The sequence below is a fragment of the Cognatundibacterium griseum genome (assembly GCF_014284195.1).
Classification (GTDB): domain Bacteria; phylum Pseudomonadota; class Gammaproteobacteria; order Burkholderiales; family Burkholderiaceae_D; genus Undibacterium; species Undibacterium griseum.
On sequence record NZ_JACOGC010000004.1, the window covers coordinates 18,548 to 41,568 of the forward strand.

A 23,021-nucleotide genomic window follows, 5' to 3' on the forward strand; every position below is an offset into this window, starting at 1 on the left:
CTTTCATGGCGAACTGTAAATTCGCACAGGCATTCCGGACTCAGCCCATAGCGGCGCTGTTTCCAGCAGGAATTGTCTGGTAACCGCCACTTTTCTCTGGATTTATGCAAAACAGTCTGACGCGCAAACCTATCGAAATCAAAATTTCCACCGTCGTCGCTGTTGCAGTTCTTTTGCATGAAGCGTCCGTTTCCGTGCTGGAAACCGCCTTGCAGGAAATGACTGCCGGATCGCCCGATTTTTTTGATGATGAATTTGCCGTCATCGACGTTGAGGCGATTGCAGATACCCCGGTCGACTGGAATGCGCTGTTGCCGTTGTTCCGGCAACATGGTCTGCATCCGGTCGCCGTGCGCCACGCCAGAGAGACCGATCATGCACTGATCCGTTCGCACGGTCTCAGTATTGACGTCGTCAGCAAGCCGCGGCTGGAAACAGAGTTGCGGCAGCAGGAAGCGCCGGCGCCAGTAGTTACCGCGCCTGCCGAACCGCAAGTCATCATCCGCAATAACCCTGCCATGGTCATTGACACGCCGGTACGTGCGGGCCAGCGCATTTATGCGCGCGGAGCGGACCTGATCATTACCGCAGCGGTGAATAACGGTGCGGAAGTGATCGCCGATGGTAGCATCCATATCTACGCGCCTTTACGCGGACGGGCGCTGGCAGGCGCTACCGGCAACACCGAAGCACGTATTTTTGCGCTGACCATGGAACCGGAGCTGGTCTCCATTGCCGGGATTTACCGGACTTTTGAAAATGGCTTTCCGCCATTGCAGCCCAATCATCCTGTGCAAGTCCGGCTCAATGGCGACAGTATTGAAGTATCATCCCTCAAATCAGTGGCTTAGATCGTTGAAACTTTATTGGCTGAGCACCCCCGCTTCAGTTATTTCGGATTAAAAAGGAGTTATTTGTGGCAAGAATCATTGTTGTGACATCCGGCAAGGGCGGAGTGGGGAAAACCACTTCCAGCGCAAGTTTTGCATCCGGTCTGGCCATGCGTGGTCACAAGACTGCCGTACTGGACTTTGACGTCGGCTTGCGCAATCTGGATCTGATCATGGGCTGCGAGCGGCGTGTCGTCTATGATCTGGTGAATGTCATCAGTGGTGAAGCCACGCTGAATCAGGCATTAATCAAGGACAAACACTGTGACAACCTGTTTATTTTGCCGGCATCGCAAACCCGCGATAAAGACGCGCTGACCGAAGAAGGCGTTGAACGCGTGCTCAACGATCTGATTAAAATGGATTTTGAATATATCGTCTGCGATTCGCCGGCAGGTATTGAGCGCGGTGCAGTGATGGCACTGACTTTTGCCGATGAGGCGATTGTCGTGACTAATCCGGAAGTTTCATCGGTGCGCGACTCTGACCGGATTCTCGGCATTATTCAGGCGAAATCCAAACGCGCACAGGCCGGCGGCGAACCGGTCAAAGAACACTTGCTGATTACCCGCTATTCCCCGAAACGGGTAGATGCCGGAGAAATGCTGTCCTATACCGATGTGCAGGAAATTCTGCGCATTCCGCTGATCGGCGTCATCCCTGAATCCGAAGCAGTGCTGCACGCATCCAATCAGGGTAACCCTGCCATTCATATGAAAGGCAGTGATGTTTCTGAAGCCTATGAAGATGTCGTTTCACGCTTCCTCGGACAAGATGTCCCACTGCGTTTTATCAATTATGAAAAGCCAGGACTGCTGCAGCGCATTTTCGGAGGTAAATAAAATGGCTCTGCTTTCTTTTTTGTTTAACAGTAAACCCAAAACAGCCAGCACGGCCAAGGAACGCCTGCAAATTATCATCGCCCGCGAACGCACTGGCCGCGACGGCTATGATTTTCTGCCGGCCTTGCGGGAAGAGCTGATTGCCGTCATTTCGAAATACACCAAAGTCAGTCCGGAAGATATCAAAGTTTCCCTCGACAAACAGGGCAACCTCGAAGTGTTGGATGTGAATGTGGTCTTGCCGGAACTGGAAATGCGCAATTAAAGCTATGCAGCGTGCGTTCAGCCCGCTGAACAGGCCGGCCGGATGCGGGCTGACAGCAGCCTGCATCCGGCGCAGCACGCTTCCGGCAAATGATGTGAAAGATGCTTCAGAAGCAGTTATTTTTTAAAATTGTTATTAAAAAAGCGCTATTTGTCTGTAAAACAATGATTTGTGAAGTTACATTTATTCACAAATTTTATTTTTTTCAATTGCTTTCGATATAATGATAAGCAATCTTCCTCAATTGCCAGACACTAAGATAACAATCCATGAGAATCGCTGTACTTGACGACGATAACAACCTGCTGGAACTGGTCTGCACGATTTTGAATGCAGCAGGACATACCTGCCATCCATTCCTGAGCGGCAAGGAAATGTTGCATCAATTACGTCGTGAAAGTTACGACATGTTGATTCTGGACTGGCAAGTTCCTGATCTGAATGGTACCGAGATCCTGCATTGGGTACGCGAAAAACTCTCCCCGACGCTGCCGGTACTGTTCATGACCAGCCGTTCAGGAGAAGATGATATTGTCGCAGGACTGGCGGCAGGTGCGGATGACTACATGATCAAGCCGATACGCCGCAGCGAACTGGTTGCGAGGGTGCAGGCGCTGTTGCGTCGCGCCTATCCGACCCAGACGGCGTCCGAACATTTACAGTTCGGCATCTACAAGTTTGAAACCCGCGCCGGGCGTGTCAGTGTCAATGATGTTCCAGTAGAAATGACCCAGAAAGAATTCGACCTTGCGTTGCTCCTGTTCAGAAATCTGGGGCGCCCTCTGTCACGCGCCTACATTCTGGAAGCAGTCTGGTCCAGGGATGTCGACATTCCATCCAGAACCATGGACACCCATATTTCCAGAGTCCGCAGCAAACTCGAACTGAGGCCGGAAAACGGATACCGACTGGCGCCGGTCTACAGCTATGGCTACCGGCTGGAACAGGTCACCGCAGAATAAACCGCCCGGGTCAGCCATCTGACCCGGTTCTTTTTTATCCAGAGTCAATCATTATGCTATCCAACAATCGCTTCGCCTGGCGCAGTTTTACCCGTCATTGTCTGATAGCTGCGCTGCTGACATTATCCTGTTCGGCTATGGCCGCCCACCCCACCGGCACACCGGGCAGCGTCGTGGCCACGCCGCCGGATATGACATATTTCGCACTGCAAGGCGATACCTTATCCGGCATTTCCAAGCGCTTCACGGATAAGGCGATGAACTGGAAAGTACTCAGCAAACGCAACAAAATCGCCGATGACCGCGCAATTCCTGTTGGCACGGCCATCCTGATCCCGCTGGAATTATTACCGGAAGAAGAAAGCCAGGCGCGTGTGGTGGCGCTGGCCGGCACACCGTCTTATCTGCCAGCCAATGACGGCCAGGAAACGGCTCTGGCTGTTGGCAGCATCGTGAAAGAAGGCGGAAAAATCATCACCGGCAAAAACGGCTTCCTGACGCTGGCGTTACCGGACGAGTCGCGCATTTCCATCCCTTCCAACAGTCAGGTCAAAGTGAGTAAATTACGCCAGACCCGGTTCACCGCCAGCCCCAGAACCGAGCTTGCGCTGCTGGAAGGAAAAGTCGAATCACGCGTCAGCAGCCTGAGCAGTAATCAGGGCCGTTTTGAAGTCCGCACGCCGCTGGCGATTGCCGGCGTGCGCGGAACCCATTTCCGGGTTGGTGTCAGCGATGCCAGCACCGGCAATGAAGTGCTGGAAGGCGGCGTGGCAGTTGACAGCGCTGCCGGCAAAAAAAATACCGGCCTGGTTCTGCCTGCAGGTAAAGGCAATATCATCGATACTCATGGCGTCGGCAAAGCGATTGATCTGCTGCCGGCACCGGTACTGGCAGCAGATTACTCCCTGCAAATCCGCCCGACCGTGCAGTTCAGCGTTCAGCCAATGGCCGCTGCAGCCGCCTACCGTGTCCAGATCAGCAAAGATCAGCAGGCACTGGATGTGCTGACCGAAAATCGTTTCAAAGAAAACCGGTTTAAGTTTGACGGTCTGCCGGACGGTCAGTATTTCATCCGCGTCACCGCTATTGACCGGCTGGGGCTGGAGGGGCTGCCGATGTTGCAGGCATTCACCCTCAAGGCGCGCCCTGAGCCGCCATTTTCCATTCAGCCAAAAAACAAGGTTCGTACGGAAGCGGTTGATTTCGTCTGGACTGAAGCAGCGCAGGTTGATTTTTATCATCTGCAGATTGCCAGAGACAGCGAATTCAAAGATCTGGTGGCCGACCGGAACCAGATCAGGGAAGTTCAATTACCCGGCATCCCGCTTCCGCTCGGTCAGTATTTCTGGCGGGTGGCAACCGTCATCCAGAAAAATGGCGTGACCGATCAGGGACCGTACAGCGATACGCAGGCATTCGTGGTTGCACAGCCGCAAGCGCAGGCATCGATGGGTGACAGCGATGGCAAACAGATGTCGTTCAGCTGGAGTTCCGAACCTGGTCAGCGCTTCCTGATTCAGATTGCCACCGATCCTGCCTTCCATACGCTGTACCTCACCAAAGAACTGGATCAGGCAGAACTGAAGATCGCGCGGCCAGCAGCCGGCCAGTATTACCTGCGGGTTCGCGCCACCGATCCGGATGGCTATGTTGGTGCATTTTCCGCCACACAAAAAATCACCATCCTGCCGCAATGGACCAGTGGAACCGGCGAACCGGTCGTCAGCGGCGGGCAGATTGTCCGTCCCGGATTCTGATCGCTAAATCATGCAGGAGGATCAGCACTCACGGATGGAACATATCGCCTTTCGCGAATGGCTCATCCTGAGTTTTCTGCTCCTGTCACTCACTGCCGGCCTGATCATTTTCAGAAAACTGGAGCATGCCGACATGATCCTGTATGACCGCTTCATGCAATGGAATGTGCATGAAGCGCGGCAGGACATACTGGTGGTGGCGATTGACGATTACAGTCTCAATGAGCTCGGCAAATGGCCGTGGCCACGCCAGCGTCATGCGCAATTGCTAAAACAATTGAACGCAGCAAACCCGGCTGCGATCGGTCTCGATATTTTATTCACCGAAGAAGAACCGCAAGCGGCCACCGATCAGATCAGCGGCGATCAGTTGCTGGCCGATGCCATGACCCAGAGCAACCGGGTGATCTTACCGCTGATACCGCAAAATACCGGAAAAGGACTGGAAACCACCCGCCCCATTCCGCTGCTGGCGAATGCGGCGCGGCAGATCAGCCATATTCATCTGGAACCGGATCAGGATGGCATTGCACGCAGTGTCTTTTTGCGGGAGGGAATGTCGAATGAATGGTGGCCGCATTTTGCGCTGGCCATGAAAGACGTCGCACAAAACATACCGTCCGGCACCGAGCGTTACCTGCCGGGCCAGCGCCTGCCGCTGGCCTTGACAAAGTCGGATCATCTGTCCGGTATCTGGCAGCGCGACTACCGGATGTACATCCCTTTTTCCGGGGGCAGCGGCCACTTTCAGTCAGTTCCGTATGTGTCGGTTCTCAGGGGCGAGGTCCCCGACAGTTTTATCCGGAATAAATACATCCTGATCGGGCCGACCGCGCCGGGAATGACGGACTCTTATCCGACGCCGGTTTCGGGCAATGATGGCACCACGCCAGGCATTGAAATCAATGCCAATATTCTTGCCAGCCTGCTGGATGAGCGTGCCATCATTCTGGCCACGCGCTGGCAGAGCATATTGTATAACCTGGCCATTCCGTTACTCGGTTTAATCGCCTTGCAGCGCCTGTCGCCCAGAAAAGCCCTGCTGGCAACCACGACTTTGCTGGCAATCACCATTGCCGGCAGTTTTCTCGCCATGCGGTACGCCGGCTACTGGCTGCCGCCAACGGGCGCCCTGCTCGCGCTCGCGCTGGCTTACCCATTGTGGAGCTGGCGCAGACTGGAAGCGGCGATCCGCTATCTGGGCGAGGAGTTTATTGCACTCGACAAAGAGCCGCATCTGATGCCTGAGCTCAATATTCAGGATGCCCCGCGCCCGGTGCTCACCGATAAACTGGAGCAGCATATCAATGCGATGCGGATTGCAGCAGAACGGGTACGCGATTTGCGGCAATTCGTGAGCGACAGCCTGGCCAGCCTGCCGGACGCCACGCTGGTCACAACCACCGATGGCAACGTTTTGTTATCCAATCAGCCTGCGCTGACCTACTTCGCCAGTCTCGGTCTGCCAAAAGTCAACGATTCCCTGGTGCCTTACCTGTTTTCCCGGATGAGCGCACCGCAGGTCAGTGACAACAGTAATGATCCGGCTTTCAGCTGGTGGAATATTCTCGATCTGCAGCATACCTCCAGCATGATGCAGGGCGTTGAGGTGCGCGATCCGTTAAACCATGATGTCCTGATTAAAAGTGCGCCCTGCTATAACGCCGAAAAAATGCTGGTTGGCTGGATTATCAGCATCATCGACATCACGGCGATCCGCGCGGCGGAGCGCAGCCGGGACGAAACTCTGCACTTCATTTCCCACGACATGCGCGCACCACAGGCCTCCATTCTGGCGTTGCTGGAAATGCAGAAAGACAGTGCCACGGCACTGCCGCAGGATGAGCTGTTGTCCCGCATAGAAAAAGCATCGCGCATCACGCTGGGTCTGGCCGATAATTTTGTCCAGCTGGCACGTGCCGAATCGCAGGACTACCGGTTTGAAACCGTCGATTTCCGCGAAATACTGCTCGATGCCACGGAAGAAATGTGGTCGCTCGCCAGAACCAAGCATATCCGGCTGGAAACCAGCATTCCACCGGGTGACTATCCGGTCCGGGCGGACCGTGCGCTGATGACCCGCGTACTGACGAATCTGCTGTCTAACGCCATCAAATACAGCCCCCGCGATACCTCGGTTCAATGCAGCCTGACGCTGGAACAGCGTCTGGCAGATGCCACCGTGATCTGCAGCATCGCCGATCACGGATACGGCATTCCCCGTTCGGAGCAAAATAAATTGTTTCAGCGGTTCCAGCGTTTTAAAAATGCGGATCAGCCACGGCAAGACGGTGTCGGGCTAGGCATGGTCTTTATCAAAGCTGTACTGGACCGGCATCACGCCCAGATCGATTTCACCAGCGTGCCGAATGAAGGCAGCACCTTCAATATCAAATTACCATCAACTCATCTTTGAGGTAGATCAAGCCGGTGACTACCGGAATTAATAGCTGCAACGCGCTATAATGACAGCCTGTCTCCTCGCCCTCTCCAAGCATGCAACTGACCGCCGTTGGCCTTAATCATACGACTGCGCCGCTCTCGCTGCGGGAAAAGGTCGCCTTCTCGCCTGAACAGATTGGTCAGGCAGTGGTTGCGGCACGCGCCTGGTTCGGGCAACGCACTGCCGAAACAGGGCCATCGCCAGTCCAAGGCAATGAGGCCGCCATTTTATCGACCTGCAACCGCACGGAACTGTATGCCGCCTGTGCTGCAGCCAATCCGGTTGATGCCACAGCGCATTTTCTGGCGGATTTTCATCAGCTGCCGTATTCAGAACTCCGCCCCCACCTGTACACTCTGCCGCAGGACAATGCTGTCCGGCATGCCTTCCGCGTTGCCTCCGGACTCGATTCGATGGTACTGGGTGAACCCCAGATTCTGGGTCAGATGAAGGATGCCGTGCGTCAGGCGGAAGCTGCGGGTGGACTGGGGACCTATCTGCACCAGATGTTTCAGCGGACATTTTCCGTCGCCAAGGAAGTCCGCAGCACCACGGAAATCGGTGCCCACAGCGTTTCCATGGCAGCTGCCGCAGTCAGGCTGTCACAGCGCATTTTCGACAAGATCGCCGATCAGCATGTGCTGTTCATCGGTGCCGGTGAAATGATTGAACTCTGCGCCACCCATTTTGCGGCGCAGAATCCGAAATCGCTGACGATTGCCAACCGCACGCTGGAACGCGGCGAGGCGCTGGCACACCGCTTTAACGGTAAGGCGATCCGCCTGGCGGATCTGCCGTCGCAACTGGCACAATTTGACATCATTGTTTCCTGCACCGCTTCTTCCCTGCCGATTATCGGTCTGGGTCTGGTGGAGCGCGTTGTCAAGGCGCGCCGGCATCGCCCGGTATTCATGGTGGACCTGGCGGTGCCACGCGATATTGAACCAGAAGTCGCCAAGCTCGATGACGTTTTCCTGTATACCGTCGATGATCTCGGCAGCGTGGTGCAGACCGGTATAGAGAGCCGCCAGGCCGCCGTGGCACAGGCCGAAGCCATCATCGAAACCCGGGTACAGTCCTTCATGCACTGGGTTGATGGCAGGATTGTCGTACCGGTTATTCAGGACCTGCATGAAAGCAGCGAGCAGCTGCGCCTGATGGAGCTGGAACGCGCCCGTAAAATGCTGGCACGCGGCGATGATATCGACAGCGTGCTGGAAGCCTTATCCAAAGGCATTACCGCCAAATTTCTGCATGGCCCGCAACAGGCACTGCATCAGGCCAGCGGCGACGAACGTGCTCGGCTGGCACATCTGCTGCCTCAACTGTTCCGCACCAAGCGTTAGCGCTTTTTCCTTTTTCTGCCGTCTGTGACGGCATTCCCTGGGCGTTCCGCCGCCTTCGTTTCCCAGTTTTTCTTCGATTCAAAATTTATGAAACCATCAATGCTTTCCAAGCTGGATCAGCTCGCCGAGCGCCTTGACGAAGTGAATCAGTTACTGATTCAGGAAGGCGCCACCAACGACATGGACAGTTATCGCAAGCTCAATCGCGAACATGCCGAACTGGAACCGCTGGTCGCCTTATATCAACGCTATCAGCAAGCGCAAAATAATATCCATGATGCGCAGGAAATGCTGAACGATCCTGATATGAAAGCCATGGCGCAGGAAGAAATCGACACCGGCAGGCAAACCATGCTCGGTCTGGAAAGCGATTTGCAGAAAATGCTGTTGCCCAAAGACCCCAACGATGAGCGCAACATCCTGCTGGAAATCCGTGCCGGTACCGGCGGCGATGAAGCCGCGCTGTTCGCCGGAGATCTGCTGCGCATGTATACCCGCTTTGCGGAACGTAATCGCTGGCAAGTGGAAATGATGTCCGAATCGGCCTCCGAACTGGGTGGCTATAAAGAAGTGATCGTGCGCATTGCCGGATTCGGTGCATATTCCAGACTGAAATTCGAATCGGGCGGGCATCGCGTGCAGCGGGTTCCGGCCACCGAAACCCAGGGCCGGATTCACACCTCCGCCTGTACTGTTGCCGTGATGCCGGAGGCCGACGAACTGGCCGATGTCGTGATTAACAATGCCGATCTGCGGATCGATACTTTCCGCGCTTCCGGTGCCGGCGGCCAGCACATCAACAAAACCGATTCTGCCGTCCGCATTTCCCATCTGCCGACCGGCATCGTCGTTGAATGCCAGGATGGCCGCAGCCAGCATCAAAACAAGGCACAGGCGATGCGGGTACTGGCCACCCGCATCATGGACGGGCAATTACGCGAGAAGCAGGCCAAAGAAGCCGCGACCCGCAAAAGCCTGATCGGTTCCGGCGACCGCAGCGAACGCATCCGCACCTACAACTATCCGCAAGGACGCATGACCGATCACCGGATCAATCTGACTCTGTACAAACTCGACTTCATCATGGACGGTGATCTGGAAGAACTGACCAACGCCCTGATCGCTGAACACCAGGCCGAACTGCTGGCGGAACTTGGCGACGAATAAACCATCCAATCAGCAGTGCCACGCTGACAGCGCCATGCGCAAGTAAGCACAAAAGCGTGTAAGCTGGCATCCGCCTTTATTTTACGGACTCATTTCCCATGCCCGCTTTCCGTCCTGCCTTACTCGCCGTTTCCGTCATTTGCCTGACCTTGCTGGGTGTTGCACTGTATCTGCAAATTGTGGAGCTGATGCTGCCATGCCCTTTGTGCGTATTGCAACGTTATGCTTTTCTCTGCATCGGCCTGTTCAGCCTGATTGCGGCCTTCTTGCCGCCGCCACGCCGCCGTTATGGCATCGGGCTGGCTGCGCTGTCGGCGCTGACGGGCATGGGCATCGCGGGGAAACATTTATACGTGCTGTCTAATCCGACACTGTCCTGCGGTATCGATCCGCTGGAAACCGGCCTGAACAAAATATTTCTGTCCGAATGGTTCCCGATCATTTTCCGCGCTGACGGCCTGTGCGAAACACCTTACCCGCCGATTCTCGGTTTATCGATTCCCGCCTGGGCCATGATCTGGTTCGTGATTTTCAGCGTGGTACTCGGCACCCTGTTTTTCTCCCGCACCCGGACCAGCATCTTTGGAGAGCGCCACTGATGTCAGAGACATCATGGAGCATCGCACAATGCGAACAGGGTTCTCCGCTGGACAAAACCGATACCCGCATACTGCTCATGCATGTAACCGGTTTCAGCAGGATACAGCTGATCACCCAGTCGGCTTACCAACTCACCAGCGCGCAACAACAACAATTTCAGACATTACTGCAACGCCGTGCCGCAGGAGAGCCGATTGCCTACCTGACTGGTGAACGTGAATTTTTCGGCCTGTCGTTCCAGACTTCTCCGGCAGTGCTGATCCCGCGTCCGGATACCGAGTTGCTGGTTGAACTTGCACTGAAATATGCACCGACCAGTTCTGCCTTGCTGGATCTCGGAACCGGCTCCGGCGCCATTGCGATTGCGATTGCACATCAGCGTGCGGATCTGCAAGTCACCGCTGCCGACATCAGTGCTGAAGCGCTGGCGGTAGCACATTCCAATGCAGAACGATTATTGCCACCACACGCGTTACGGCTGCTGCACAGCAACTGGTATCAGGCACTGGGAACAGAACGCTATGCCACGATCGTCAGCAACCCGCCTTACATTGTCAAAGACGATCCGCATCTGTCGCAGGGCGATTTGCGCTTTGAACCCCTGAACGCACTGACCGATCATGGCGATGGCCTCAGTGCATACCGCCACCTCATCAGCCAGGCAAACGCCCATTTGCTGCCGCAAGGCTGGTTGCTGCTGGAGCATGGCTACGATCAGGCGGAAGCCGTGCGCACCTTGCTGGAGCAGCATCATTTCTCCGGCATCCAGAGCTGGCGCGACCTGGCGGGCATTGAACGGGTATCTGGCGGACAACTGATCTGAACATTTTTCGACAGGAGCAGTCATGCACATCTCCACCGATCCATCGGCATTGAATATCAGCCTAATCCATACGTTTCTCTCAGAATCATCTCCCTGGGCAACGGGCATCCCGCTGGAAACCGTCCAGCGCTCAATCGCCCATTCACTGTGTTTCGGCGGCTATCTGGATGGACAGCAGATCGCCTTTGCGCGGGTAGTGACGGACAAAGCCACTTTCGCCTATCTAATGGATGTCTTCGTGCTGCCGGCATTTCGCGGTCGCGGCTACAGCCGGCAGCTGATGGAAGCAATACAACAACATCCCGATCTGCAGCAGTTACGCCGCTTCATTCTGGTCAGCAGCACAGCGCGTGGCCTGTATGAAAAATTTGGCTTCAAACCGCCGGAAAAGCCTGAAACCTTCATGGAAATCAATCGCCCCGGCATGTATCTGTCAGGCTGATTACCTTCATCATCCGGTCACAGTCGGCTTTTACACTGGGTATTTTCAGCCCAGTTCACAGGAGATACCATGACCGGTCCGTCTTTCCCTCCACGTCGTCGCTTTTTGCGCCAGCTCGGCGCTGGTACCGGTGCCGTGATCGGCACTTCCCCGCTGTTGCATGCCCTGGCCGACAATACGGCTCCAGCCGTCATCACGGCGGATCGTCTGCGCCCGCAGCTGCCATGCGGTGTCATGAGTGGCGATGTCACGCTCGACAAAGCCATCGTCTGGAGCAAAGCCGATCGTCCGTCGAAAATGTGGGTTGAGTATGCCAATAATCCGGAATGGAAAAACCCGCAGCAAATGCAGGCGGTGCTGGCACTGCCTTCGAATGATTACACCGCACGCGTTGACCTGGGCGGCCTGCAAGCCGGTCAGCGCACTTATTATCGTGTCCGCTTTGAAGACCTGACACATCCGGGCAGCTTCAGCGAAACCCAGAGCGGCAGCCTGATGGTTCCCGGTGGTCACCACAAGAATATCCGTTTCGCGTTTTCCGGCGATGAAGCCGGACAGGGTTTCGGCATCAATGAAGCATTCGGCGGTTATCGTATCTATGAAAGCATGCGTCGCTTCCAGCCTGATTTTTTCATCCATTCGGGCGACCAGATTTATGCCGATGGCCCGATTCCGGCAGAAATCCGGCTCAGCAATGGCGATATCTGGAAAAACATCGTCACCCCTGCCAAATCCAAAGTGGCAGAAACCCTGGACGATTATCGCGGGAATTTTGCCTACAATTTCCTCGACGCCAACAAACGCCGCTTTGCTGCCGAAGTGCCTTTCCTGGTGCAGTGGGATGACCATGAGGTGCGCAACAACTGGTACCCGGGTCAGCAGATCGGCGCTGCCGAAAAACGCTACCAGCAGCAACGCGACCTGAATACGCTGGCCGGTCATTCGCGCCGGGCAATGTTTGAATACAATCCCTTCCGTATCGACGCAAATGATCCGGATCGCATCTACCGGCAGTTTTCCTACGGCCCGCTGCTGGAAGTGTTCATGCTGGACGAACGCAGCTACCGCGGCAAAAACTCACCGAACCTGCAAGCTGTGCTGAATCAGGATGCCGCTTTCCTGGGCAAGGCGCAGCTGCAATGGATCAAGCAGGCGCTGCTGAAATCGCGGTCCACCTGGAAGGTCATTGCCAGCGACATGCCGATCTCGCTGGTGGTTCCCGATCTGAATCCCGATGTGCCGAAAGGAACGTTTGAAGCCTGGGCCAACGGCGATCACGGCAAGCCGCTGGGACGCGAACTGGAGATTGCCGATCTGCTCGGCTTCATCAAAAAGCACAACATCAAGAATGTGGTGTGGGTCACAGCCGATGTCCATTACGCCGCCGCCACTTACTACATGCCGGAAAAGGCGCAGTTCACCGACTTTAAACCGTTCTGGGAATTCATCGGCGGCCCGCTGAATGCCGGCACCTTTGGCCCGAATGAAGTGGACAAGACCTTCGGGCCCGATGTGCGTTATGTCAGCATTCCTGCCGATTCAAAACAAAACCGCCCGCCGACAGATCTGCTGCAATTCTTCGGCATCGCCGAAATCGATGCGCATACCAAAGCGATGAAAGTGTCGCTGCATGATATCGACGGCAAGGAATTGTATAAGGTCGATATCCATCCGGAAGCCTGAGTCGTCCTGTCTCCAATCAGCAGACGAAGACAGCCACGTGCACCGGCGACTTCAAAAAAAAAAGCCAGTCACAGACTGGCTTTTTGATATGGTGAATCAAACTACTCAAGGTTCAGCGATACACGGTGACCGGCTCAGGCTGAGGTGTCACAACGGGCTGAGTGCTGCCGTTGCCATTGACCGGACGTGCGTTCGCGCCACGCGGCAGACCAAATTGCACCATCAGTTCGTTATAGGCATTCTCTGCCAGACTACGGGAGGTTTCCTGCATGACTTTGCCGCGATTAAATACCACACGGTCACCGGCGCGGCTGATGATCTTGGTATCAACACCGGAACCGCTGGCGCTGAAAGCCGCCTTCACTTCATAGGTCTTGGTGTTAATCAGGCTAAAGTCCGCCACCAGATCCAGCGACAAACTGGCTGTCATAGAGTTACCATATTGCAGCTGATTACTCTCCTGACGGAACTGAATATTACTGACGGTACCGAACAATACATAATCGGCCCCCGGGTACATACCTTGTTTAATGCGACCGATAATATCGTAGATTTTCTCCATCGGTTTACCGACATAAGGACGCGCCTGTACCAGATGCACTGCACCGCCTTTCAACAAGGCACCTTTCAAATCTGCGGTGTAGGTCTTTAATTCACCCCGATCGATATAGGTGTAATAGCCTTCCGCTTCAAAATAATTGCTTTCGCTTTTGGCATTGATGTTACCGCGCTGGGAATAGCTGTGATCGGTTTCGCGTTCGCTGTAACTACCTTTAACGCTGCTCTTGCTGGAGGCAGATACCACGCGGAAATACTCACTGACTTTTTCTTCGTAGGTCAGATCTGTCACTGCAATTTTAGGCTCAGCCGCATAAGCGCTGATACCTGCCAGGCCGCAGGCTAAAACAGCGATCGCTTTTTTTATATTCAACATCTTGCTTCCTTTGCCGGAAAGTTATTTTTTGGATGTTTTGCGAATTTCTTTTTCATCCTGCCATTCAATCGAACCGTCTTCGATGTCATACAGTTTCAGTGTCATCTTGTAGAACACATCTTTGGTAGTTGCGCTCTGTTTAACGATGGAGACGATTTCACCTTCCAGCGAGTACTTAGCCGCAGTCATATTACCGATTTTGGCTTTACCCTGCGCTTTATACAGGCCGCTCTGATTCTGACGCTGCAACTCATCCACACCTTGCTGCATCTCGTCAGCACTGCGGGTGAATTTCACCTTTTTACTTTTCACCAGTGCAGTCTGAATACTGTTCATGATCGACTTGGTGTCGATATATTCGCTGGTTTTGTTGCGGACACCAGCCAGTGTCAGGGTTGGACGATTGGCGAGTACCGGATCTTCCAGTAAAGAGCCGACCATTTTTTCTGCAATCATCTGCAGATCTGTCGAGCCGAATTCATTAGTAACGGTTTCCACAGCCTTGTTGTCGCCGTAGCTGACCTGACGTGCGAGGCTGACAGTCGGTTGTGACAGTTTAGTCTGACATGCTGTCAGCGAAATGCCGGCTAATGCCAGCAGACAAATCATTTTGGAGAATGTTGCGATCGATTTCATAAATTATTCCTTAATATCATTCCGGGATCAGGTATCAACGTGGTTCAGCACTCATTTCAATTTTGAAGTCACTGGCTTGCGGACCATAAGCCGTGCCTTTGATCAGCTGACTCTGACGTCCAAGTATCATCAATGGTTTCCAGACTTCACCATCGCCAACCTGCATACCGGCAGCATCAGTCCAGCGGAAGCGGTAATACACGCGCACATCTTTGTCGGTCAGATTCTGCATTTCTGCCTGCACCACCATCACGTCATTGCGACGCTGCGAGCGCAGATCGACTACCTGCACACCTTCCAGCGTACCGCGCACCATCAGTTTGGCAGCGATGCCAGCGGAAGACGCATTCGGAATATCGTTAGCAGCCTGAGCTGAAGTAATCCAGCAAGCAGCGAATAATGCGCTGGCTGCGAGTAAACGAGCATTTTTCATTGTGTTCTGTCCTTTGGGGGTAGCGATTAATTGGTATTTGCGGCTCCTGCAACACCGGCAGCCGCAGTGGTACCAGACTGGGCTGTAGGTTTTGCAGCTTTTGCGGCCTTTGCCGATTTAGCGGGATTTTTCTTTGATGCCGGTTTGGTGTCCTGTACTGCTGTTGCAGCTTTATCTTCGAGCTGCGCAACAGGTGTCACTGCGCCAAATTTGGCCAGGTCACCCAGATAGGTTTTATTCTGATACAGACGTACCGGAACCACCATGTAGCGCCCATCGATCGTGATCTTGCTGATTTCACCCGGACGTCCGGTGAAGTTCACGTCATAGTCACCCGGCGGCAGAAATGCGCGTGCCACGAATACGCGCTCAGGCAGACTACGCCACATGCGGTCATCAGCATCACTCTCAGTCGCCGCCACTGCGATATTGGCGGCCAGTCCGGCTAAGGCACCAAAATTCTTGTTGATCTGATCCTGCGCAACACCCTTAACGGCAGCACGGATCGCGGCACGGGTATAAATCCCCGGCAGCTCATCTTTCAGGGCACGGCGGGCCATCACGTTAAAATCAGTAATCAATGCTGTCGGCAGATTCTGGTTACCGACCTGAATGATATTGATCTGCGGCGCATCCTTATCCGGATAAATGACAGGGAAGGCCAGCGACATGGTGATCAGTCCGCGCCCGGTCGGAATCGGCAAGGTCAGCTTTTTCGATTGACGCGCAGGTGAATTGCCGGCTTCGACCACAAACAGCACATCGGTCACACCTTTCTTGCGGCGGAAACTGGTACGCTGATCCAGACCCTTCAAACCTTCTTCCAGTACCGGCAACTCAGGACGCAATTCTATCGCTTTGCGATATCCTGGCGCGGCCAGGCCAGGCTCGTTAAGCGCTTCGTACACAAAACCGGACAGATAGTGGCTGAGTGCATTCTGATAACCGTTTTTCAGCTTCAGTACTTCCGGATCATTCAGGGTTTCAACCGGATAGCCATTCAATTCTTTATTGCCAGAGCTGACACCCTTCGCTTTGGCTTCTTCTTCCGCCGCGACGGTTTCTTTGGAGCGGAATTCCGCAATCACCGCTTCACGTTCATGGGTACGCTTGATGTCGACGCGCGCCGTATCCAGATCACCCAGATTGATACGATTCATCGCCATGCGAATAGTCAGCATTACTTTTTCGTAGTCCTGCCCTTCGTAATCGCGGCTGGCATCGCCCATCAGGGTAGCGCCTATCTGTGCCATCAGCTTTTGCGGATTGCTCTTGGCATTTTCCTCCCATTCTTTGACTTTCGTATCTGCCACATTCAAGGCATTCAGGCTGTCCTGATAACGCTTGCCAATGCGCATCAGCTCGCCTTTTTCCAGATTCAGCAGCAAGTCATTTTCATTTTTCCCCTGCGTCTGCGCTTCAACTTGCTGAATCGCTTCTTCGATCTGGCCTGTTTTCATAACAGCCAGAGAGTTGGCCACCTTACTGTCATGGGTAGGTGTGGTAACGCAGCCCGTGAGCACAAGTGCCGCCACCAGCGGAGTCAATGCAAAAATAGAAATGCGCATAGGTATCCTGGAGAAATAGGAAAAAGTAAGAAACGTACTTTAAAAAAAGATTAGTTACGTTACATGAGCATGCAATTATAATTAAAGCATTACTTTTTTTCATTATAAAAAAACCACATTGTTCGCAAAATTGTAACTATTTTTAAATTATTTAAGCGATCTCAAGTTTTACGCTTTATTTTTTGTATGCAGCGTTACGACGTCGTCTTAAGACGATCACCAGTCAAGACAAGGTTCCTGTTGCGGATAAGCTGCCAGCCAGCGGTCAAGCTGCCACATGAAATCCGGCAGATACCGGTGATCCTGGCTATCTAAACCGTGGTCTGCTCCATGAAAAACGCAGTTCCGCCATTGGCCGGAAACAGGTCCAAGCATTTGCTGTAACTTATGTCTGGCATCTTTGGGAATCAGGGGATCGGCGTCGCCCAGTGACCACAAGACGGGACCTTTCCACATGCGCAGGTTCTCCAGGTGGTTGACTGACTGGATTTCTGCCCAATAACGCCAGCTGCGGCCATGTATCAGGCTGCGGTCAGGATTTGCGGGCATTGTCGCCAATGCTGCCTGCAATTGCTCCCATCCGGCATGCATATGTGCATACGACTGTGCCAGTGCCTGATAAGTCCCCATTGCGCTGTCGCCGCTATGGGCAAGCAAAACCAGATGGGTGGCAGAAGGAATCGACAGCGCCAGCACCGGTGCCAACTCTGCCCCTTCTGAAATCCCCATCAATATCACCCGTGGCGGTAATGTATGACTTTGGGTAAGCTGAAAACGAATGAACTCCAGCTGATCCGCTTGCCATCGGCTGAAATGGTCATCCCGCACAAAATCTTCACTGCAGCTGGCGCCATCATCGTGTGGTGCAACATGGCGTTTCTGTAACAACCAAATCCGGCTGCGCCCGGATTCACCTTCCAGTCCGCGGAAATAGCCCGGCAAATAGCGCCCCATACTCGCGCAGCCTGAGCCACCTACTACGAAAAACCAGTTTTCCCGCTGCGCATTCACTTGTTCCTGCTGCACCGCACCGGATTGTGCCTGTGGCAGTGAGGCCGGCTTGATCGCGGTCTGCGCCTGCTTTTCCAGATAAAAATAGACCGAATCAGTCCCATCGGCAAAATGGAAACGCAAACTGTCACTGGCTTGCGCTATACAAACCGGCGTCACGCCACAAAGTAATAAACCGAAACAACGATGCAGGCAACGTATGTAGAAGGCGGATAAATTGAACATCAATCCCGGAAGCTCCTGTTCAGTTAACACAAAATGGGCATGCAGACGGTCCCCAGTCCATCCGTATTTTGAAAAGACGGTATCCGCCGCCACAGATTTGGGGACAAGGCGAATACACTCTGACCTCCCGCAATCACCGGCAAACTGGAGTTCAGTGCCAATATTGCATGTACGATAACGCGCAGAGGTTCTACCCCCTGCCAGTCCGGCTGTCAAGACTGGCGCAAAGCCGCAAATTGCGTATCATCAGCGCCTTCATTGCTTTTTTATGTCTGGATGCTGGATTTATGTTGCCTTCAATTGAACAAAGACTTGCCGTAGAACTCGCTGCCAAACCGGTGCAGGTGGCAGCGGCGGTGGCCCTGCTGGATGAAGGCGCGACCGTGCCGTTCATTGCCCGTTACCGTAAAGAAGTCACCGGTGGCCTGGACGACACCCAGTTGCGCTTGCTGGAAGAACGCCTGCGCTATCTGCGCGAACTGGAAGACCGCCGTGCCGCCATCATCGCCTCGATTGAGGAACAAGGCAAAATGACGCCGGAACTGCTGGCGGCAGTCAGCCTGGCAGAAGACAAAACCCGGCTGGAAGACCTGTACCTGCCTTACAAACCCAAGCGCCGCACCAAGGCCCAGATCGCGGTGGAAGCCGGCCTGCAACCGCTGGCTGATGCCTTGCTCACCAACCCTGCGCTGCATCCGGAAACTGAAGCGGCCGCTTATCTGAAGCCAGCCTTCACCACCGCCAACGGTGACAATCCCGGCGTGGCTGATGCCAAAGCAGCGTTGGATGGCGCGCGCCAGATCCTGATGGAGCGCTTTGCCGAAGATGCGACGCTGTTGCAAACCCTGCGTGAATACCTGAATGAACACGGCATCGTGGAATCCAAAGTAGTGGAAGGTAAGCAGGATGCAGGCGAAAAGTTTGCCGATTATTTTGATTATTCAGAAACGCTGGGCACCATTCCTTCACACCGTGCGCTGGCCTTGTTCCGTGGTCGCCGCGAGGAAATGCTGACTGTCACGCTGCGGCTTGACAGTGAAGAAGAAAAACCAAAATGGGATGCGCCGCTGAACCCGTGCGAAAGCCGCATCGCCGCACGCTTTGGCATCAGCCAAAAAGACCGCCCGGCGGATAAATGGCTGGCCGATACCGTGCGCTGGGCCTGGCGCGTAAAGGTGTTCATGCATCTGGAAACCGAGCTCATGGGCAAGCTGCGTGAACATGCAGAAATCGAGGCGATCAATGTTTTCGCCCGCAATCTGAAAGCGCTGCTGCTGGCAGCGCCAGCCGGACCGCGCGCCACTATGGGTCTGGATCCGGGCTTGCGCACCGGCGTTAAAGTGGCGATTGTCGATGCGACTGGCAAGGTGATGGAACACGCCACGATTTACCCGCATCAGCCGCGCAATGACTGGGATGGCTCGCTGCATACGCTGGCAAAGCTGGCAGAAAAATATCAGGTATCGCTGATCTCTATCGGTAATGGCACTGCCTCCCGTGAGACCGACAAACTGGCGCAGGACCTGATCAAGCTCAAGCCCGAACTGAAGCTGACGAAAATCGTGGTATCCGAAGCGGGTGCATCGGTTTATTCCGCCTCGGAATTCGCGTCCAAAGAATTGCCGGATCTGGATGTGTCCATCCGTGGTGCGGTATCGATTGCACGTCGCCTGCAAGACCCGCTGGCTGAGCTGGTGAAGATCGATCCGAAATCCATCGGCGTTGGTCAGTATCAGCATGACGTCAGCCAGACGCAATTGGCGCGCTCGCTCGATGCGGTAGTGGAAGACTGCGTAAATGCGGTCGGTGTCGACGTCAATACCGCCTCTGCGCCTTTATTGGCGCGGGTTTCCGGCTTGTCCGCGAGTGTCGCACAAAGCATCGTGAATTACCGCGATGCCAAAGGCATGTTCAGCGCACGTGCCGATTTGCGCGCCGTGCCACGACTGGGTGACAAAACCTTTGAACAGGCTGCTGGTTTCTTGCGCGTGATGAATGGCAGCAATCCGCTCGACGCTTCCGCCGTCCATCCTGAATCCTATCCGCTGGTAGAAAAAATCCTGGCTGATATACAGAAAGATGTGAAAGCCGTCATCGGTGACAGCGGTTTGTTGAAAACCCTGAATCCTGCGCGCTATGCGGATGACAAATTTGGTGTGCCGACCGTCACCGACATCCTGAAAGAGCTGGAAAAACCAGGCCGTGATCCACGCCCGGAATTCACCACCGCGACTTTCAAGGATGGCGTGGAAGACATCAAGGATTTGCGCCCGGACATGATATTGGAAGGCGTGGTCACCAACGTGGCGGCCTTCGGCGCCTTCGTCGATATCGGCGTGCATCAGGATGGACTGGTGCATATTTCTGCGCTGTCGTCGACCTTCGTCAAAGACCCGCACACCGTGGTCAAGGCGGGTCAGGTGGTCAAAGTGAAAGTGCTGGAAGTGGATGTCAAACGTCAGCGTATCGCCCTCACCATGCGCCTGTCTGACAGCACACCGCAAGCCGGCAGCAAACCGGAACAGCGTGGCGACCGGCAGGATGCGAAGCGTCTGAATCAGCATCAGTCTCGCAATCAGGCGGCCGCGCCGGCCAACAATGCAATGGCAGCAGCCTTCGCCAAATTACGCGGCTGATCCGAAACGTTCGACACACAATACAAGCGAGAAATTTTGCTGGCCTGATCAACGCAGGTGACTATCTGGTTACCTGCGTTTTTTATTGCCGGCGACTGTTCCAATTTGCGACACTGTGTTGTTCCCTGTGACAGGATACAACATCTGCCGGCACACTCTGGCCGCCTCTCCGCCAGTCAGCCCAGATCAGCCCAAACCCTGAATCCATGCGCTCTGCAACGATATCGCCATCATCCTGAAACATCGTTTCACGGACTGGCACAGCGCTTGCTCAAACAGAATCGTGCAACAGCTTTTCTGGGTTCCACAACATCCTACAAAACACATTTCTGGAGACGACACATCATGAACATGGCAGACATCAGCAAACTCGGGATCAGCAATCCATTCAAGAACCGCTACGATAATTTCATCGGCGGTCAATTTGTTGCTCCGGTTGGGGGTGCCTATTTTGAAAACATCAGCCCCGTCATCGGCAAAGCTTTCTGCGAAGTCGCCCGCTCCACGGCGGAAGACATCGAGCTGGCACTGGATGCCGCACATGCCGCCAAGACTGCCTGGGGCAAAACCTCCCCTGCTGAACGCGCCAGCATTCTGAACAAGATCGCTGATCGCATGGAAGCAAATCTGACGCTGCTGGCTACCGCAGAAACACTGGACAATGGCAAGCCTATCCGCGAAACCATGGCGGCCGATATTCCGCTGGCGATTGACCATTTCCGCTATTTTGCAGGCTGTATCCGTGCCCAGGAAGGCACCGTGGCGCAGATTGATGCCGAAACTTATGCTTACCATTTTCATGAACCGCTGGGTGTGGTCGGCCAGATCATTCCATGGAATTTCCCGATTCTGATGGCGGTCTGGAAAGTCGCGCCGGCGCTCGCCGCAGGAAACTGCATCGTCCTGAAACCGGCTGAGCAGACTCCAGCCTCCATCATGGTGCTGATGGAGCTGATTCAGGATCTGCTGCCGCCAGGCGTACTGAATGTTGTCAACGGCTTCGGCCTGGAAGCAGGCAAACCACTGGCTTCCAGCAAGCGGATTGCGAAGATTGCCTTCACAGGTGAGACTGGCACTGGCCGCCTGATCATGCAGTACGCCTCTCAGAACCTGATTCCGGTGACACTGGAACTCGGCGGCAAATCACCCAATATCTTTTTTGAAGACGTCATGGATAAAGATGACGCGTTCTTCGACAAGTGTCTGGAAGGTTTCGCCATGTTCGCGCTGAATCAGGGTGAGGTCTGCACCTGCCCTTCCCGCGTGCTGATTCAGGAATCAATTTATGAGCGTTTTATTGAACGTGCGATTGCCCGGGTCGCCGCCATCAAGCAAGGCAGTCCGCTCGACAGCAGCACCATGATCGGGGCGCAGGCATCGCAGGAACAGCTGGAAAAAATCCTGTCCTATCTCGATATCGGCAAACAGGAAGGCGCGGAACTGCTGCTCGGCGGCGCACGCAAGCAGCATGAAGGCGATCTGGCCACTGGCTACTATGTTCAGCCGACCATCTTCAAAGGCCACAACAAGATGCGGATTTTCCAGGAAGAGATTTTCGGCCCGGTGGTCTCTGTCACGACATTTAAGGACGAAGCCGAAGCGCTCGCGATTGCGAATGACACGCTGTACGGTCTCGGAGCTGGCGTCTGGACCCGCGATGGCTCACGTGCATTCCGCGTCGGACGCGGCATCCAGGCTGGCCGGGTCTGGACCAATTGCTACCACCTGTATCCGGCGCATGCCGCATTCGGCGGTTACAAGCAATCCGGTATCGGACGCGAAACGCACAAGATGATGCTGGATCACTATCAGCAAACCAAAAATCTGCTGGTCAGCTACAGCCCGAATGCACTCGGCTTCTTCTGATGTCATCCGTTTGACCCCTTGATGTATCAGTGCTTTACCGGAGCCTTCCGATGTCATGCATCGGAATATGCTCCGGTTTTTTTCAGGAAATCATCATGGCAACTTCAGACATTCAACGGGTGCTGGCGACGGATGCAGCGCTGGCGTTTCTCGGACAACTGCAGCACCGTCACGGCGCGCTACTGTTTTTTCAGTCAGGCGGCTGCTGCGACGGCAGCTCCCCGCTGTGCTATGCGCAGGGCGACTTCCAGATCAGCGATACCGACGTTTATCTTGGGCAAATCGGCGAAGTACCCTTTTACATGGGACAGGAGCAGTTTGCCTACTGGCAGCATACCCAGCTCATCATTGATGTGGTGGATGGCATGGGTGGGATGTTTTCTCTGGATAACGGGACAGGAAAACGGTTTCTGACCCGCTCGCACCTGTTTACGGACGAGGAGAATGCGCGGCTCGAACAGCAAGGACTGCCGGCCCGTCCGGCATCCTGAG

Annotated in this window: 20 protein-coding genes; 15 read left to right on the top strand and 5 right to left on the bottom strand. The window is 54.5% G+C overall.

Annotated features, from left to right (window positions below; genetic code table 11):
• Positions 1 to 104: 104 nt before the first annotated feature.
• From minC to H8K27_RS10580, 12 genes are all read left to right on the top strand, one after another.
• Positions 105 to 851: a septum site-determining protein MinC gene (gene minC / locus H8K27_RS10525; RefSeq protein WP_186863148.1), complete on the top strand. Its 747-nt coding sequence runs from the start codon at positions 105 to 107 to the stop codon at positions 849 to 851.
• A 65-nt stretch (positions 852 to 916) separates the two neighbouring features.
• Positions 917 to 1,732 (top strand): septum site-determining protein MinD, encoded by an 816-nt coding sequence (minD, locus tag H8K27_RS10530; protein ID WP_186863149.1) that lies wholly within the window; start codon positions 917 to 919, stop codon positions 1,730 to 1,732.
• A 1-nt stretch (position 1,733) separates the two neighbouring features.
• Positions 1,734 to 1,997 carry a cell division topological specificity factor MinE gene (minE, locus tag H8K27_RS10535; protein WP_176801541.1) on the top strand — a complete coding sequence of 88 codons (264 nt, stop codon included), beginning with the start codon at positions 1,734 to 1,736 and terminating at the stop codon, positions 1,995 to 1,997.
• A 269-nt stretch (positions 1,998 to 2,266) separates the two neighbouring features.
• The gene (locus H8K27_RS10540) at positions 2,267 to 2,959 is read left to right on the top strand and encodes a response regulator transcription factor (protein WP_186863150.1); all 693 of its coding nucleotides are present in this window, start codon (positions 2,267 to 2,269) and stop codon (positions 2,957 to 2,959) included.
• 53 nt (positions 2,960 to 3,012) lie between these two features.
• Positions 3,013 to 4,716: a FecR family protein gene (locus H8K27_RS10545; protein ID WP_186863151.1), complete on the top strand. Its 1,704-nt coding sequence runs from the start codon at positions 3,013 to 3,015 to the stop codon at positions 4,714 to 4,716.
• A 34-nt stretch (positions 4,717 to 4,750) separates the two neighbouring features.
• On the top strand, positions 4,751 to 7,132 hold the full coding sequence (locus H8K27_RS10550; protein WP_230419200.1) for a CHASE2 and HATPase_c domain-containing protein: 2,382 nt from the start codon (positions 4,751 to 4,753) through the stop codon (positions 7,130 to 7,132).
• An 80-nt stretch (positions 7,133 to 7,212) separates the two neighbouring features.
• Entirely contained in the window at positions 7,213 to 8,505 is a 1,293-nt protein-coding gene (gene hemA, locus H8K27_RS10555) for a glutamyl-tRNA reductase (protein WP_186863153.1), read from the top strand.
• 87 nt (positions 8,506 to 8,592) lie between these two features.
• Positions 8,593 to 9,672, top strand: a complete 1,080-nt coding sequence (prfA, locus tag H8K27_RS10560) for a peptide chain release factor 1 (RefSeq protein WP_186863154.1) — start codon at positions 8,593 to 8,595, stop codon at positions 9,670 to 9,672.
• 98 nt (positions 9,673 to 9,770) lie between these two features.
• Positions 9,771 to 10,271 (top strand): disulfide bond formation protein B, encoded by a 501-nt coding sequence (locus tag H8K27_RS10565; protein ID WP_186863155.1) that lies wholly within the window; start codon positions 9,771 to 9,773, stop codon positions 10,269 to 10,271.
• Positions 10,271 to 11,095, top strand: coding sequence for a peptide chain release factor N(5)-glutamine methyltransferase (gene prmC, locus H8K27_RS10570; RefSeq protein WP_186863156.1), 825 nt, complete (start codon positions 10,271 to 10,273; stop codon positions 11,093 to 11,095). Before H8K27_RS10565 ends, prmC begins: the two co-directional genes overlap by 1 nt.
• Positions 11,096 to 11,117: 22 nt before the next feature.
• Positions 11,118 to 11,537: a GNAT family N-acetyltransferase gene (locus H8K27_RS10575; protein WP_186863157.1), complete on the top strand. Its 420-nt coding sequence runs from the start codon at positions 11,118 to 11,120 to the stop codon at positions 11,535 to 11,537.
• Between the two features lie 69 nt (positions 11,538 to 11,606).
• Positions 11,607 to 13,220: an alkaline phosphatase D family protein gene (locus tag H8K27_RS10580; RefSeq protein WP_186863158.1), complete on the top strand. Its 1,614-nt coding sequence runs from the start codon at positions 11,607 to 11,609 to the stop codon at positions 13,218 to 13,220.
• 112 nt (positions 13,221 to 13,332) lie between these two features.
• Here the strand turns inward: H8K27_RS10580 and H8K27_RS10585 are convergent, their stop codons facing one another.
• From H8K27_RS10585 to H8K27_RS10605, 5 genes are all read right to left on the bottom strand, one after another.
• Complete coding sequence (locus H8K27_RS10585) at positions 13,333 to 14,154, bottom strand: penicillin-binding protein activator LpoB (RefSeq protein ID WP_186863159.1); 822 nt, start codon at positions 14,152 to 14,154, stop codon at positions 13,333 to 13,335.
• A gap of 21 nt (positions 14,155 to 14,175) precedes the next feature.
• Positions 14,176 to 14,790: a penicillin-binding protein activator LpoB gene (lpoB, locus tag H8K27_RS10590; protein ID WP_186863160.1), complete on the bottom strand. Its 615-nt coding sequence runs from the start codon at positions 14,788 to 14,790 to the stop codon at positions 14,176 to 14,178.
• Between the two features lie 34 nt (positions 14,791 to 14,824).
• Positions 14,825 to 15,223 carry a YcfL family putative periplasmic lipoprotein gene (locus tag H8K27_RS10595; protein ID WP_186863161.1) on the bottom strand — a complete coding sequence of 133 codons (399 nt, stop codon included), beginning with the start codon at positions 15,221 to 15,223 and terminating at the stop codon, positions 14,825 to 14,827.
• A 26-nt stretch (positions 15,224 to 15,249) separates the two neighbouring features.
• Positions 15,250 to 16,791 carry a COG3014 family protein gene (locus tag H8K27_RS10600; RefSeq protein WP_186863162.1) on the bottom strand — a complete coding sequence of 514 codons (1,542 nt, stop codon included), beginning with the start codon at positions 16,789 to 16,791 and terminating at the stop codon, positions 15,250 to 15,252.
• Between the two features lie 216 nt (positions 16,792 to 17,007).
• Positions 17,008 to 18,027, bottom strand: a complete 1,020-nt coding sequence (locus tag H8K27_RS10605; protein ID WP_186863163.1) for an alpha/beta fold hydrolase — start codon at positions 18,025 to 18,027, stop codon at positions 17,008 to 17,010.
• A 287-nt stretch (positions 18,028 to 18,314) separates the two neighbouring features.
• Between H8K27_RS10605 and H8K27_RS10610 the strand changes: the two genes are divergently transcribed.
• The 3 genes from H8K27_RS10610 (at position 18,315) to H8K27_RS10620 (ending at position 23,020) form a co-directional block, all read left to right on the top strand.
• Positions 18,315 to 20,663 carry a Tex family protein gene (locus tag H8K27_RS10610; RefSeq protein WP_186863164.1) on the top strand — a complete coding sequence of 783 codons (2,349 nt, stop codon included), beginning with the start codon at positions 18,315 to 18,317 and terminating at the stop codon, positions 20,661 to 20,663.
• 345 nt (positions 20,664 to 21,008) lie between these two features.
• Complete coding sequence (gene adh / locus H8K27_RS10615; protein WP_186863165.1) at positions 21,009 to 22,529, top strand: aldehyde dehydrogenase; 1,521 nt, start codon at positions 21,009 to 21,011, stop codon at positions 22,527 to 22,529.
• A 95-nt stretch (positions 22,530 to 22,624) separates the two neighbouring features.
• The gene (locus tag H8K27_RS10620; RefSeq protein WP_186863166.1) at positions 22,625 to 23,020 is read left to right on the top strand and encodes a DUF779 domain-containing protein; all 396 of its coding nucleotides are present in this window, start codon (positions 22,625 to 22,627) and stop codon (positions 23,018 to 23,020) included.
• Position 23,021 lies beyond the last annotated feature (1 nt).